The sequence below is a fragment of the Streptomyces sp. NPDC001153 genome (assembly GCF_053598315.1).
On record NZ_JBSFJZ010000068.1, the window covers coordinates 26177 to 40033 of the forward strand.

Genomic DNA, 13857 nt, shown 5'->3' on the forward strand with positions numbered 1-13857 from the left:
GCTCCGTGTGGGCAAGCTCACCATTGGGGATGGGTCGAAGTGCCGTGTCGGCAGTCCCTAAACTCGGCTTGTTTCAAGGAGGGAGCCTCAATCGTGCGCAAGGTGCTCATCGCCAACCGTGGCGAAATCGCTGTCCGCGTGGCCCGGGCCTGCCGGGACGCCGGGATCGCGAGCGTGGCCGTCTACGCCGACCCGGACCGGGACGCTCTGCATGTCCGCGCCGCGGATGAGGCGTTCGCCCTGGGCGGTGACACCCCGGCCACCAGCTACCTGGACATCGAAAAGGTCCTGAACGCCGCCCGCGAGTCCGGCGCGGACGCCATCCATCCGGGGTACGGCTTCCTCTCGGAGAACGCCGACTTCGCCCAGGCCGTCCTCGACGCCGGCCTGATCTGGATCGGCCCGCCCCCGCAGGCGATCCGCGACCTCGGCGACAAGGTCGCCGCCCGGCACATCGCCCAGCGCGCCGGCGCCCCCCTGGTGGCCGGCACCCCCGACCCGGTGAGCGGCGCCGAGGAGGTCGTGGCCTTCGCCGAGCAGCACGGCCTGCCCATCGCGATCAAGGCCGCCTTCGGCGGCGGCGGCCGCGGCCTGAAGGTCGCCCGCACCCTCGAAGAGGTCCCCGAGCTCTACGACTCGGCCGTCCGCGAGGCGGTCGCCGCCTTCGGCCGCGGCGAGTGCTTCGTCGAGCGCTACCTGGACCGCCCCCGGCACGTGGAGACCCAGTGCCTGGCGGACAAGCACGGCAACGTGGTCGTCGTCTCCACCCGTGACTGCTCCCTGCAGCGCCGCCACCAGAAACTGGTGGAGGAGGCCCCGGCCCCCTTCCTCTCCGAGGAGCAGGTCGCCGAGCTGTACCGCGCCTCCAAGGCCATCCTGAAGGAGGCCCGCTACGAGGGCGCGGGCACCTGCGAGTTCCTGGTCGGCCAGGACGGCACGATCTCCTTCCTGGAGGTCAACACCCGCCTGCAGGTCGAGCACCCGGTCACCGAGGAGGTCACCGGCATCGACCTCGTACGCGAGATGTTCCGTATCGCCGACGGCGAGGAACTCGGCTACGACGACCCGGCCCTGCGCGGCCACTCCTTCGAGTTCCGCATCAACGGCGAGGACCCCGGCCGCAACTTCCTGCCCGCCCCGGGCACGGTCACCACGTTCGCCCCGCCGTCCGGCCCGGGCGTCCGCCTGGACGCCGGCGTGGAGTCCGGCAGCGTGATCGGCCCCGCCTGGGACTCCCTGCTCGCCAAGCTGATCGTCACCGGCCGTACCCGCGAGGAAGCCCTCCAGCGCGCCGCCCGCGCCCTGGACGAGTTCCAGGTCGAGGGCATGGCCACCGCCATCCCCTTCCACCGCGCGGTGGTCAAGGACCCGGCGTTCGCCCCCGAACTCACCGGCTCCACCGACCCGTTCACGGTCCACACCCGCTGGATCGAGACCGAGTTCGTCAACGAGATCAAGCCGTTCGCCGCCCCCGCCGATGTCGAGGCGGAGGAGGAGACGGGCCGCGAGACGGTCGTCGTCGAGGTCGGCGGCAAGCGCCTGGAGGTCTCCCTCCCGTCCTCCCTCGGCATGTCCCTGGCCCGCACGGGCCTCGCGGCCGGCGCCAAGCCGAAGCGCCGCGCGGCCAAGAAGTCCGGCCCCGTCGCCTCCGGCGACACCCTCGCCTCCCCGATGCAGGGCACGATCGTCAAGGTCGCGGTCGAGGAGGGCCAGGAGGTCAAGGAGGGCGACCTGGTCGTCGTCCTGGAGGCCATGAAGATGGAGCAGCCGCTGAACGCCCACAAGGCGGGCACCATCAAGGGCCTGAGCGCGGAGGTCGGCGCGTCCGTCACCTCCGGCGCGGCGATCTGTGAGATCAAGGACTGACGGCACGCTTCACCGTGACGCCCGGTGGACCGACTTCGATCGGTCTGCCGGGCGTTCCGTTTTCAGCAAGGCCGGCCGTAACTCCCCCAGGGGAGCGGGGCTGTATCGATCGGCGGCCGCGCCGCGGGGCGCGAGCCGGAGAGCTAACGCCGCCGCAGATCGGCGACGCGCCCCCGCTCCACCCCCGTCGGCTCCAGCCCCGGCCCCGAGCGGAGGGCCACATGTCCCCTGCGTGGCCCCGGCAGGGGAGCGCGCCGCGCCGGGGCCTGCTCACCCCCCGGAGGGGCTCCGTTCGCCCCCGCCACGGCGATCTGCACCCCCTGGTCGGCAAGGGCCTGCAGCTCGGTGGCGGCGCGGTCGTCGTGGACGGGAGGCTCGTCGGTGACCAGGCGGGTGATGAGGTCGGTCGGCACGGTCTGGAACATCGTGTCCGTGCCGAGCTTGGTGTGGTCGGCGAGGACCACCACCTCCGCGGCGGCCTGGACGAGGGCCCGGTCGACGGACGCCGAGAGCATGTTGGAGGTGGACAGCCCGCGTTCGGCGGTGAGCCCGCTCCCGGAGAGGAAGGCCTTGGACACTCTCAGCCCCTGCAGGGACTGCTCCGCGCCGGAGCCGACGAGGGCGTAGTTGGAGCCGCGCAGGGTGCCGCCGGTCATCACGACCTCCACCCGGTTGGCATGGGCCAACGCCTGGGCGACCAACAACGAGTTGGTGACGACGGTCAGCCCCGGCACCCGCGCGAGCCGGCGGGCCAGCTCCTGCGTGGTCGTACCGGCACCGACCACGATGGCCTCGCCTTCTTCGACGAGGCCCGCCGCGAGGTCGGCGATGGCCGTCTTCTCGGCGGTCGCGAGATGGGACTTCTGCGGAAAGCCGGACTCCCGCGTGAACCCGCCCGGCAGTACCGCACCGCCGTGCCGGCGGTCGAGGAGTCCTTCTGCCTCCAGTGCCCGCACGTCCCGCCGTACGGTCACTTCGGAGGTCTGGACGACGCGGGCGAGCTCACGGAGCGACACGGCACCGTTCGCTCGCACCATTTCGAGGATCAATTGGCGACGTTCAGCAGCGAACACGAAACTGACAGTAACCCCAGCGACCGTCTGGTTTCAGCAGTTTGCGCCGAATAACAGAAGTTGTTCGCATGGCAGGGCGGGAAGTGGTATAGGACCTATCCGCCCCGACTATGCCGTACGCAAACGCGGCAACTCCCCGTGACCAGCGGGAAGTCGAAACCGGCCGTCAGGCCTCCACGCCGGCCTTGCGGGTGTGGAGCTGGCGGGCCACCTCCGCGATCGACCCCGAAAGGGAGGGGTACACCGTGAACGCGTTCGCGATCTGTTCGACCGTCAGATTGTTGTCGACGGCGATCGAGATGGGGTGGATCAGTTCCGAGGCGCGGGGCGCCACGACCACACCGCCGACCACGATGCCCGTACCCGGACGGCAGAAGATCTTCACGAAGCCGTCCCGGATGCCCTGCATCTTCGCGCGCGGGTTGCGCAGCAACGGCAGCTTCACCACCCGGGCGTCGATCTTGCCCGCGTCCACGTCCGCCTGCGTGTAGCCGACGGTCGCGATCTCGGGGTCGGTGAAGACGTTCGACGAGACCGTCTTCAGGTTCAGCGGGGCCACCGCGTCGCCGAGGAAGTGGTACATGGCGATACGTCCCTGCATGGCGGCGACGGAGGCGAGCGCGAAGACTCCGGTCACGTCACCGGCCGCGTACACGCCGGGAGCGGTCGTCCTGGACACCTTGTCGGTCCAGATGTGACCCGAGTCGCGCAGCTTCACGCCGGCCCCCTCCAGGCCGAGCCCGGCGCTGTTCGGGATGGCGCCGACGGCCATGAGGCAGTGGGTGCCGCTGATGACCCGGCCGTCGGCCAGCGTGACCTCCACCCGGTCCCCGACCCGCTTGGCGGAGGCGGCACGGGAGCGGGCCATGACGTTCATGCCGCGGCGCCGGAAGACGTCCTCCAGCACGGCGGCGGCGTCGGGGTCCTCACCCGGCAGCACGCGGTCCCGGGAGGAGACGAGGGTGACCTTGGACCCCAGCGCCTGATAGGCACCGGCGAACTCGGCACCGGTCACGCCGGAGCCGACAACGATCAGCTCTTCCGGCAGCTCGGTGAGGTCGTAGACCTGGGTCCAGTTCAGGATGCGCTCGCCGTCGGGCTGGGCGTCGGGCAGCTCGCGCGGGTGACCGCCGGTGGCGATGAGGACGGCGTCGGCGGTGAGGGTCTCCTCGGTGCCGTCGGCGGCGGTGACGACGACCTTCCGGGACCCGTCGAGGGCCTGCATGCCCTCCAGCCGGCCGCGCCCGCGCATGACCCGGGCGCCGGCGCGGGTGACGGAGGCGGTGATGTCGTGGGACTGGGCGAGGGCCAGCCGCTTCACCCGGCGGTTGACCTTCCCCAGGTCCACGCCGACCACCCGAGCCGCCTGCTCCAGCGGCGGGGTGTCGTCGGCGACGATGATCCCGAGCTCCTCGTACGACGAGTCGAAGGTGGTCATCACCTCGGCCGTAGCGATGAGCGTCTTCGACGGCACGCAGTCGGTCAGCACCGACGCTCCGCCCAGACCGTCGCAGTCGACGACGGTCACCTCCGCACCGAGCTGGGCGGCTACCAGGGCCGCCTCGTATCCGCCGGGTCCGCCACCGATGATCACGATCCGAGTCACGTACCCCATTGTCCCGCACGCTTCAAGGTGCTACTGCCCGGGGGCGCACGCGAGTGTCGTACGGGGCGCGAGTGACGCGACTTTCCCTGCCGTACGCTCTGTCCATGTCGCTCTATGCCGCGTACGCCGGCAACCTCGACGCGCGCCTGATGTCCTTCCGCGCCCCGCACTCCCCGCTGCGCGCCACGGGCTGGCTGAACGGCTGGCGGCTGACGTTCGGAGGCGAGCACCTGGGCTGGGAGGGCGCGCTCGCGACGATCGTCGAGGATCCGCTCGCGCAGGTCTTCGTCGGGCTGTACGACATCGCACCCCTGGACGAGGAGTCCCTCGACCGGTGGGAGGGCGTCGGCGACGACGTCTACCGCCGGGTACGGGTGCGCGTGCACACCCTGGACGGCGAGGAGGCGGCGTGGACGTACGTGCTCAACGCCTACGAGGGCGGCCTGCCCTCCGCCCGCTACCTGGGCGAGATCGCCGACGCGGCGGAGTCCGCCGGGGCGCCCCACGACTATGTGATGGAACTCCGCAAACGTCCCTGCTGACCCTGCCGGCCCCGGCGTCCCCCTGACGCGGGTCTCGTCGGAAACGACAAGACAACGATCGCCATCCCGTGACGTCTGTCATCTACGCGCGTAGGCGAAGAGCGGCTACTCTCGTCCACGTGAACGCATCTCTTCTTCCGGACGACATCCAGGGCGACCCGTACGCCGCCGCCGACGCCGCCGCCGCGCGCCTGCGCGAACTGACCGGCGCCGAGACCCACGACGTCGCCCTCGTGATGGGCTCCGGCTGGGCTCCGGCCGTCGACGCCCTGGGCGCACCCGACGCCGAGTTCCAGGTCACCGAGCTGCCCGGCTTCCCCCCGCCGGCCGTCGAGGGGCACGGCGGCAAGATCCGCTCGTACTCCATCGGTGACAAGCGCGCCCTGGTCTTCCTGGGCCGCACCCACTACTACGAGGGCCGTGGCGTCGCCGCCGTGGCCCACGGCGTCCGCACCGCCGTCGCCGCCGGCTGCAAGACGGTGGTCCTCACCAACGGCTGCGGCGGTCTGCGCGAGGGCATGCGCCCCGGCCAGCCGGTCCTGATCAGCGATCACATCAACCTGACGGCGACCTCCCCGATCGTCGGCGCCAACTTCGTCGACCTGACCGACCTGTACTCCCCCCGCCTGCGCGCCCTGTGCAAGGAGATCGACCCCTCCCTGGAGGAGGGCGTCTACGCGCAGTTCCCCGGCCCGCACTACGAGACCCCGGCCGAGATCCGCATGGCCCGCGTCATCGGCGCGGACCTGGTCGGCATGTCCACGGTCCTGGAGGCCATCGCCGCACGCGAGGCGGGCGCCGAGGTGCTGGGCATCTCCCTGGTCACCAACCTGGCGGCCGGCATGACCGGCGAGCCCCTCAACCACGAGGAGGTCCTCCAGGCGGGCCGCGACTCGGCGGCACGCATGGGCGAACTGCTGGGCCGCCTGCTGGGCAAGCTGTAAACGCCGCCGAGCCCATCCGCCCGCTTTCCGGCCGACCGTTCCGGGTGGGTGGGCACACGGGGGTCTGGGGGCGGAGCCCCCAGTGGACCAGGCAAACACGGAGAGGTTGATCCCAAGGTGCACGACGATCTCATCAGCAGGGCCGAGGCCTGGCTCGCCGAGGACCCGGACACGGAGACTCGCGAAGAACTGGCCAAGCTGATCGACGCCGGTGACACAGCGGAGCTGTCCGCCCGCTTCAGCGGCACGCTCCAGTTCGGCACCGCCGGCCTGCGGGGCGAACTCGGCGCAGGCCCCATGCGCATGAACCGAAGCGTCGTCATCAGGGCAGCCGCCGGCCTCGCCGCGTACCTCAGGAAGGACGGCCACACCGGTGGACTCGTCGTCATCGGCTACGACGCCCGCCACAAGTCCGCCGACTTCGCGCGCGACACCGCCGCCGTGATGACCGGCGCCGGCCTGCGCGCCGCCGTACTCCCCCGCCCGCTGCCCACCCCGGTCCTGGCGTACGCCATACGGCATCTCGGCGCGGTCGCGGGTGTCGAGGTCACCGCCAGCCACAACCCGCCCCGGGACAACGGCTACAAGGTCTACCTCGGCGACGGCTCCCAGATCGTGCCGCCCGCCGACGCGGGGATCGCCGCCGAGATCGACGCGATCGTCTCCCTGCACGACGTGCCCCGCCCGGACGCCGGCTGGGAGACCCTGGACGACGCGGTCCTGGACGCCTATCTGGCCCGTACGGACGCCGTACTGGCCGAAGGCTCCCCCCGCACCGCCCGCACGGTCTACACGGCGATGCACGGCGTCGGCAAGGACGTCCTGCTGGCCGCCTTCGCCCGGGCCGGCTTCCCGGAGCCGGTGCTGGTCGCCGAACAGGCCGAGCCCGACCCGGACTTCCCGACGGTCGCCTTCCCGAACCCGGAGGAGCCGGGCGCGATGGACCTGGCGTTCGCCCGGGCCCGCGCCACCGACCCGGACCTGGTCATCGCCAACGACCCCGACGCCGACCGCTGCGCGGTGGCCGTCAGGGACGGCGCCGACTGGCGCATGCTGCGCGGCGACGAGGTCGGCGCCCTGCTCGCCGCCCACCTGGTCCGGCGCGGCGCGCGGGGCACCTTCGCCGAGTCGATCGTCTCCTCCTCCCTCCTCGGCCGGATCGCCGGGAAGGCGGGCCTCCCCCACGAGGAGACACTGACCGGCTTCAAGTGGATCGCCCGCGTGGACGGCCTGCGCTACGGCTACGAGGAGGCCCTCGGCTACTGCGTCGACCCGGAGGGCGTACGCGACAAGGACGGCATCACGGCGGCGCTCCTCGTCACCGAGCTGGCCTCACAGCTCAAGGAGGAGGGCCGTACGCTCCTCGACCTGCTCGACGACCTGGCCGTGGAGCACGGCCTGCATGCCACCGACCAGCTGTCGGTGCGGGTGGAGGACCTCTCGCTCATCGCGGACGCGATGCGCCGCCTGCGCGAGCAGCCGCCGACCGAGCTGGCGGGCCTGGCCGTCGTGCGCGCCGAGGACCTCACCCGGGGCACGGAGAAGCTGCCGCCCACGGACGGCCTGCGCTACACCCTCGACGGCGCCCGCGTGATCGTCCGCCCGAGCGGCACCGAGCCGAAGCTGAAGTGCTACCTCGAGGTCGTCGTGCCGGTCGCGGACCACGCGGCGCTTCCGGCCGCCCGCGCCCGCGCGACGGAACTCCTCACCGCGATCAAGCGGGACCTGTCGGCGGCCGCCGGCATCTGACCCGTACGACACCGCTGACGACATGGGGTGCCCCGGCCCGGGGCACCCCATGTCGTCGTCCCCGCGACTTCCTCAACTCCCTCACAGAGAACGGCTCTTCGCCCCTCGCGGCGTGGTCGCGCGCTCGGCGGCCGACCGGATCGAGTGCGGCGTCCCCCTCTAGCACGACTCGTCCATGCCGCCGCAGCGACACGCTGCGGCGCGGTGAGACACGCGGCGACACGACGGAGGTGAGCAGGCGTCAGAAAATACGCCAAAAGGCCTAATAGTCGGTCAATCTTCTTTTAATTACGGCAATTTGATGGGCCGTCGGCATCCTCGAAAGGCTGCGCATCACGCGAAAAATACCTCGATCGGCCCCTAAAACCTGTCTTCCTATATGACCTATATGACTGGTCTGGGTACTTTTACTCACGAGCCGGCTGAAGGGCCGGTATCCCGGAAACCGGAGACAGGAGAAGCGATATGAAGCTCCCCCGTTCCACCGTGGTCACCACTGGTGTCGCGTCCGCCGCCGCCCTGGCCGCGACCGGCATCACCTACGCCTCGGCGGCCTCCACCCCGGCATCCCAGCCGGCCCCGGTCCTCGCCCCCGCGGCGCCCCTCGGTGTCGAAGCCGGGCCGGGCAAGGGCAACGAGGGCCGCGAGGGCGGCCGCCGGGGCTGGGACTGGGGCCGGATCCAGATCAACGAGCGGTCGTACTCCGCCGAGCCGGGCGACTGCGTCACCGTGGTCAGCGGTCTGGGCGCCCGGAGCCTGAACATCCGCAACGACAGCCACAACACCGTCGAGGTCTTCCGCGGGGTGGTCTGCGACAACGGTGCCCCCATCGCCACCGTCGGACCCCACAGCTCCTCGGAAGGCGTGCACGTCAGGCGGGTCGACGGCATCCACATCAAGGACGGCGTGGTGGCCAGCTTCCGCGTCATCCACCACTGGGACGGCTGGGACGGCTGGGACGGCTGGGACGGCGACGGCGGGAACGGCGGGAACGGCGGGAAGTAGCCCGCGGCCCGCCGCACGATACGGGGCTCCGGCCCGCCGGAATCGGGCCGGAGCCCCAGTCCCGGCCATTGTCCGACGGCCCGCGTGCCGTGCGCATCCCACCGGAACCGGACACGAGGCGCCGTACGCCGGATGTCCGGGCGGCCTTCCTTTCGCTCACCGGCCCGGCCGTCCGGTGGTGTCCGCCGGAGCGCGCCGCGTCGTCGGTGCCTGTCCCGACGCGACCGCCGTCGGCTTCCGTCCCCTCGCTCCCCACCCCTGAACGGGTGGGGAGCGGCGCAAGACGCGTGCCAAGGGCCGCTGCCCCTGCTCCCGGGGATGACCGGGGCGCGGCCCGAGGGCGTCAGTTATTCGAGACACCGCGGGGTGAGTGAGATGACTGTGGGTCTGGTGGAAGACGTCAGCGACGACACGTACGTCCTGGACATCCTCACCATCACGCTGACACCCGCACTGCCGTGGCTCGGGCACCAGGTCCGCTGCGAGATGGAGGGCCACCTCAAGGAGGCCGTCGACCTGACCCGGGTCACCTGCAACGTGATCATGAAGTTCGGTCCGGTGAAGATGCTGGACAGGTGGTACCGGCTGCCCGAGCTGCTGGCGCACCTGGGCGCGCGCCTGCCGGGTGACCCCAGGCCCCCCGCCGGGCGGTGGAAGCAGACGTGGATCCTGCGGCTGCCCGAGGCGGTGCCGGTGGCCGAGCACCGGATCCGCCTGCGCGCGCGGACGGGGGACGGAAAGAACTTCTTCGCGCTGGACATCCCCATGGACTTCAGCAGCAGGTTCCATCCGTCCAGGACGTACGGCGGCGGAGGCTCACGCACCATCCACAGCCCGCGCTGCCGCTCGCTGTGACCGGCGGCCGCCCCCGCCCGCACCCGCGACCAGCGGACCGTGTCCCACCGGGCGGCCGCACCGGGCGCCCGGCGAACCTCACCCCGTGACCAGCAGGATCAGCAGCAACACCGCGCCCGCCAGCGTGGGCGCGATCACCTCGTACGCCCAGCGCACGGTGACCTCCCCCTGCGCCGACTCCGCCGCGCCGCGCCGGTCCAGCAGCTCCCGCAGAGTGTCCATGACCTGGTCGGTCTCCGCGCGGGTCGGTCCGGTCCGAGTGCCCGCGCCACCGAAGCCGCGGCGCGTCTGCTCCCCGCCGCGCGCCGCCTCCGCCGCCGCCCGCGACTTGTGCATCTGCGCCTTCTTGCGGGCCCGCAGCGACACGGGAACCGACCACAGCTGGTACGTGCCGCCGGACTTCGCGACGACCTCGTTGGAGTAGCCGGAGCGCAGCGCGGCCACCTCGCCCCAGGGCAGGACGATCACCCGGAAGGGGTTGCGCACCCGCAGCCGGTCCTCGCCCGCGAAGACCGCCGGGCGGAGCGTGAAGGCGATCACCAGCGGCACGATCAGGATCATCGCGGCGAGCGCCAGCCACGGCGCGCGGCCGTGGCCGTGGAACAGTGCGTCGGAGCCGAGCCAGCCGACGACGACGAGCAGCAGCACGCCGCCCACGAGCCCCATGGGCGAGCGGTAGATCCGGTCCCCGACGGTCGGGACCGGGGGCTGTGGCGCGGGTGACTGGTGGTCGGGGGTGGTCATGCGCCCAGTCTGCATGACACCGGCGGCGGTGCCGCCACGCGCCCCGGAACCGGCGCTCATCCGTGATCCCGGGACGGGAGACGAGCATCGGGGCTGTACAGCTGCTACGCGCGTAGATATGCTCGTCTGGTGACCATGCCCACTACCGCACCCACAGCTCACGCACTCTCGGATGTCACCGCGTCCGACAGCACGCTGCGCCGCTTCCTGCACGGGCTGCCCGGCGTCGACGCGGTCGGCCTGGAGGCGCGCGCCGCGTCTCTCGGCACCCGTTCCATCAAGACCACCGCGAAGGCGTACGCCATCGACCTCGCCATCTCGATGGTCGACCTGACGACGCTGGAAGGCGCGGACACCCCGGGCAAGGTCCGGGCGCTCGGCGCCAAGGCGGTCCACCCCGACCCCACGGACCGTACGGCCCCGACGACGGCCGCGGTCTGCGTCTACCCCGACATGGTGGCCGTCGCCAAGGAGGCCGTCGCCGGTTCCGGCGTGAAGGTCGCCTCGGTCGCCACCGCCTTTCCGGCCGGCCGTGCCGCCCTCGACGTGAAGCTGGCCGACGTGCGTGACGCCCTCGCCGCGGGCGCGGACGAGATCGACATGGTCATCGACCGGGGCGCGTTCCTCGCCGGCAGGTACCTGAAGGTGTACGACGAGATCGTCGCCGTGAAGGAGGCCTGCGGCCAGGCCGCCCGGCTGAAGGTCATCTTCGAGACCGGCGAGCTGTCGACGTACGACAACATCCGCCGCGCCTCCTGGCTCGGCATGCTGGCCGGCGCCGACTTCATCAAGACCTCGACCGGCAAGGTGGCGGTGAACGCGACCCCCGCCAACACCCTCCTCATGCTGGAGGCCGTACGGGACTTCCGCGCCCAGACCGGCGTCCAGGTCGGCGTGAAGCCCGCCGGCGGCATCCGCACCTCCAAGGACGCCGTCAAGTTCCTGGTCCTGGTCAACGAGACCGCGGGCGAGGACTGGCTGGACAACCACTGGTTCCGCTTCGGCGCCTCCTCGCTGCTGAACGATCTGCTGATGCAGCGTCAGAAGCTGGCCACCGGCCGCTACTCCGGCCCCGACTACGTGACGGTGGACTGATCGATCATGGTTTTCGAGTACGCACCGGCGCCCGAGTCCCGCTCGGTCGTCGACATCGCCCCCTCCTACGGCCTGTTCATCGACGGCGAGTTCACGGACGCGGCCGACGGCAAGGTCTTCAAGACCGTCAGCCCGTCGACCGAAGAGGTCCTCTCCGAGGTGGCCCAGGCCGGCGCCGAGGACGTCGACCGCGCTGTCAGGGCCGCCCGCAAGGCCTTCGAGAAGTGGTCGGCGCTGCCGGGCTCCGAGCGCGCCAAGTACCTCTTCCGCATCGCCCGGATCATCCAGGAGCGCAGCCGCGAGCTGGCCGTCCTGGAGACGCTGGACAACGGCAAGCCGATCAAGGAGACGAGGGACGCCGACCTCCCCCTGGTGGCGGCCCACTTCTTCTACTACGCGGGCTGGGCGGACAAGCTCGACCACGCCGGGTTCGGTGCGGACCCGCGGCCGCTGGGCGTGGCCGGCCAGGTCATCCCCTGGAACTTCCCGCTGCTGATGCTGGCATGGAAGATCGCCCCGGCGCTGGCGACCGGCAACACGGTCGTCCTGAAGCCCGCCGAGACGACTCCCCTCTCCGCCCTGTTCTTCGCGGACATCTGCCGCCAGGCCGGCCTGCCCAAGGGTGTCGTCAACATCCTCCCGGGCTACGGCGACGCGGGCGCCGCGCTCGTCGCGCACCCGGACGTGAACAAGGTCGCCTTCACCGGCTCCACGGCCGTGGGCAAGGAGATCGCCCGCACGGTCGCGGGCACGCGGAAGAAGCTCACCCTCGAACTGGGCGGCAAGGGCGCCAACATCGTCTTCGACGACGCCCCGATCGACCAGGCCGTCGAGGGCATCGTCACCGGCATCTTCTTCAACCAGGGCCAGGTCTGCTGCGCGGGCTCGCGCCTGCTGGTCCAGGAGTCGGTCCAGGACGAGCTGCTGGACTCCCTGAAGCGCCGCCTGTCCACGCTCCGCCTCGGCGACCCGCTGGACAAGAACACCGACATCGGCGCGATCAACTCCGCCGAGCAGCTGGCCCGGATCACCGCGCTGACGGAGCAGGGCGAGGCGGAGGGCGCCGAGCGCTGGTCCCCGGCCTGCGAACTGCCCTCCTCCGGCTACTGGTTCGCCCCGACGCTGTTCACGAACGTCACCCAGGCGCACACCGTCGCCCGCGACGAGATCTTCGGCCCGGTGCTGTCGGTCCTGACCTTCCGCACCCCGGACGAGGCGGTCGCCAAGGCGAACAACACGCAGTACGGCCTGTCGGCGGGCATCTGGACCGAGAAGGGCTCGCGCATCCTGGCGGTCGCGGGCAAGCTCCGCGCGGGCGTGATCTGGTCCAACACGTTCAACAAGTTCGACCCGACCTCGCCGTTCGGCGGTTACAAGGAGTCGGGCTTCGGCCGCGAGGGCGGCCGCCACGGCCTGGAGGCGTACCTCGATGTCTGATGCACGACTGTCGGTGTTCAAGACCTACAAGCTGTACGTCGGCGGGAAGTTCCCGCGTTCCGAGAGCGGCCGGGTGTACGAGGTGACCGACTCGAAGGGCAACTGGCTGGCCAACGCTCCCCAGTCCTCCCGCAAGGACGCCCGGGACGCGGTGGTCGCCGCGCGCAAGGCGTTCGGCGGCTGGTCCGGCGCGACGGCCTACAACCGCGGCCAGGTCCTCTACCGCGTCGCGGAGATGCTGGAGGGCCGCAGGGACCAGTTCGTCCGGGAAGTGGCCGACGCCGAGGGCCTGTCGAAGTCGAAGGCGGCCGCCGTCGTGGACGCGACCGTCGACCGCTGGGTCTGGTACGCCGGCTGGACCGACAAGATCGCCCAGGTGATCGGCGGCGCGAACCCGGTCGCGGGCCCGTTCTTCAACCTCTCCTCCCCCGAGCCGACGGGTGTGGTCGCCGTACTGGCCCCGCAGGAGTCGTCGTTCCTGGGCCTGGTCTCGGTGCTCGCGCCCGTGATCGCCACCGGCAACACGGCGGTCGTGGTCGCGAGCGAGAAGTCCCCCCTTCCGGCCCTGTCCCTGGCCGAGGTGCTGGCCACCTCCGACGTGCCGGGCGGTGTGGTGAACATCCTCTCCGGCCGTACGGCGGAGCTCGCGGCGCCGCTGGCCGCGCACCAGGACGTCAACGCGATCGACCTCGCGGGTGCGGACGAGGAGTTGGCGAAGGAGCTGGAGATCGCGGCGGCCGACAATCTGAAGCGGGTTCTTCGTCCACAGGCTGTGGATTACTCCGGGACGCCGGGCATCGACCGGATGACGGCGTTCCTGGAGACGAAGACCGTGTGGCATCCGACGGGGTCACTGGGCGCGTCCGGCTCGTCTTACTGACGGCCCGACGGCCACGACAGCCGAGAGCCGCGCCGGCCCCCCCCGCACGGGCGGGGGGGCG

General features: G+C 71.4%; 12 protein-coding genes. 9 read left to right on the plus strand and 3 right to left on the minus strand.

The features are described from left to right. Positions 1-93 precede the first annotated feature (93 nt). On the plus strand, positions 94-1866 hold the full coding sequence (locus tag ACWDEN_RS43940) for an acetyl/propionyl/methylcrotonyl-CoA carboxylase subunit alpha (RefSeq protein WP_351606087.1): 1773 nt from the start codon (positions 94-96) through the stop codon (positions 1864-1866). A 143-nt stretch (positions 1867-2009) separates the two neighbouring features. On the opposite strand, the gene ACWDEN_RS43945 is transcribed toward ACWDEN_RS43940, so the two are convergent. Next, positions 2010-2939 carry a DeoR/GlpR family DNA-binding transcription regulator gene (locus tag ACWDEN_RS43945; RefSeq protein WP_351606085.1) on the minus strand — a complete coding sequence of 310 codons (930 nt, stop codon included), beginning with the start codon at positions 2937-2939 and terminating at the stop codon, positions 2010-2012. Positions 2940-3105: 166 nt separating this feature from the next. Continuing rightward, the gene (locus tag ACWDEN_RS43950; RefSeq protein ID WP_351606083.1) at positions 3106-4554 is read right to left on the minus strand and encodes an NAD(P)H-quinone dehydrogenase; all 1449 of its coding nucleotides are present in this window, start codon (positions 4552-4554) and stop codon (positions 3106-3108) included. 95 nt (positions 4555-4649) lie between these two features. Here ACWDEN_RS43950 and ACWDEN_RS43955 point away from each other — a divergent pair, with 95 nt between their 5' ends. The 5 genes from ACWDEN_RS43955 (at position 4650) to ACWDEN_RS43975 (ending at position 9640) form a co-directional block, all read left to right on the plus strand. Continuing rightward, positions 4650-5087 (plus strand): gamma-glutamylcyclotransferase family protein, encoded by a 438-nt coding sequence (locus ACWDEN_RS43955; protein WP_351606080.1) that lies wholly within the window; start codon positions 4650-4652, stop codon positions 5085-5087. 119 nt (positions 5088-5206) lie between these two features. Then, on the plus strand, positions 5207-6031 hold the full coding sequence (locus ACWDEN_RS43960) for a purine-nucleoside phosphorylase (RefSeq protein WP_228621046.1): 825 nt from the start codon (positions 5207-5209) through the stop codon (positions 6029-6031). A 117-nt stretch (positions 6032-6148) separates the two neighbouring features. Continuing rightward, on the plus strand, positions 6149-7780 hold the full coding sequence (locus ACWDEN_RS43965; protein ID WP_450863602.1) for a phospho-sugar mutase: 1632 nt from the start codon (positions 6149-6151) through the stop codon (positions 7778-7780). Positions 7781-8245: 465 nt separating this feature from the next. After that, the gene (locus tag ACWDEN_RS43970; protein ID WP_450863604.1) at positions 8246-8785 is read left to right on the plus strand and encodes a hypothetical protein; all 540 of its coding nucleotides are present in this window, start codon (positions 8246-8248) and stop codon (positions 8783-8785) included. A gap of 375 nt (positions 8786-9160) precedes the next feature. Next, positions 9161-9640: a hypothetical protein gene (locus ACWDEN_RS43975; RefSeq protein ID WP_351606070.1), complete on the plus strand. Its 480-nt coding sequence runs from the start codon at positions 9161-9163 to the stop codon at positions 9638-9640. A 78-nt stretch (positions 9641-9718) separates the two neighbouring features. On the opposite strand, the gene ACWDEN_RS43980 is transcribed toward ACWDEN_RS43975, so the two are convergent. Further along, positions 9719-10384, minus strand: a complete 666-nt coding sequence (locus tag ACWDEN_RS43980; RefSeq protein WP_450863606.1) for a PH domain-containing protein — start codon at positions 10382-10384, stop codon at positions 9719-9721. A gap of 135 nt (positions 10385-10519) precedes the next feature. Here ACWDEN_RS43980 and deoC point away from each other — a divergent pair, with 135 nt between their 5' ends. From deoC to ACWDEN_RS43995, 3 genes are read left to right on the plus strand one after another with little or no spacing between them, the layout of a single operon-like run. Then, positions 10520-11479, plus strand: coding sequence for a deoxyribose-phosphate aldolase (gene deoC / locus ACWDEN_RS43985; protein WP_450863613.1), 960 nt, complete (start codon positions 10520-10522; stop codon positions 11477-11479). A 6-nt stretch (positions 11480-11485) separates the two neighbouring features. Beyond that, complete coding sequence (locus ACWDEN_RS43990; RefSeq protein ID WP_450863607.1) at positions 11486-12916, plus strand: aldehyde dehydrogenase family protein; 1431 nt, start codon at positions 11486-11488, stop codon at positions 12914-12916. Then, positions 12909-13796, plus strand: a complete 888-nt coding sequence (locus ACWDEN_RS43995; RefSeq protein ID WP_450863608.1) for an aldehyde dehydrogenase family protein — start codon at positions 12909-12911, stop codon at positions 13794-13796. The genes ACWDEN_RS43990 and ACWDEN_RS43995 overlap by 8 nt, the downstream gene beginning before the upstream one ends. Positions 13797-13857 lie beyond the last annotated feature (61 nt).

What these genes read in the sequence shown, in the direction of transcription:
- ACWDEN_RS43950 (WP_351606083.1), bottom strand. Translation starts at nt 4,554, where the DNA reads ATGGGGTACGTGACTCGGATCGTGATCATCGGTGGCGGACCCGGCGGA.
- ACWDEN_RS43995 (WP_450863608.1), top strand. Translation starts at nt 12,909, where the DNA reads ATGTCTGATGCACGACTGTCGGTGTTCAAGACCTACAAGCTGTACGTC.
- ACWDEN_RS43970 (WP_450863604.1), top strand. Translation starts at nt 8,246, where the DNA reads ATGAAGCTCCCCCGTTCCACCGTGGTCACCACTGGTGTCGCGTCCGCC.
- deoC (WP_450863613.1), top strand. Translation starts at nt 10,520, where the DNA reads ATGCCCACTACCGCACCCACAGCTCACGCACTCTCGGATGTCACCGCG.
- ACWDEN_RS43955 (WP_351606080.1), top strand. Translation starts at nt 4,650, where the DNA reads ATGTCGCTCTATGCCGCGTACGCCGGCAACCTCGACGCGCGCCTGATG.
- ACWDEN_RS43980 (WP_450863606.1), bottom strand. Translation starts at nt 10,384, where the DNA reads ATGACCACCCCCGACCACCAGTCACCCGCGCCACAGCCCCCGGTCCCG.
- ACWDEN_RS43975 (WP_351606070.1), top strand. Translation starts at nt 9,161, where the DNA reads ATGACTGTGGGTCTGGTGGAAGACGTCAGCGACGACACGTACGTCCTG.
- ACWDEN_RS43990 (WP_450863607.1), top strand. Translation starts at nt 11,486, where the DNA reads ATGGTTTTCGAGTACGCACCGGCGCCCGAGTCCCGCTCGGTCGTCGAC.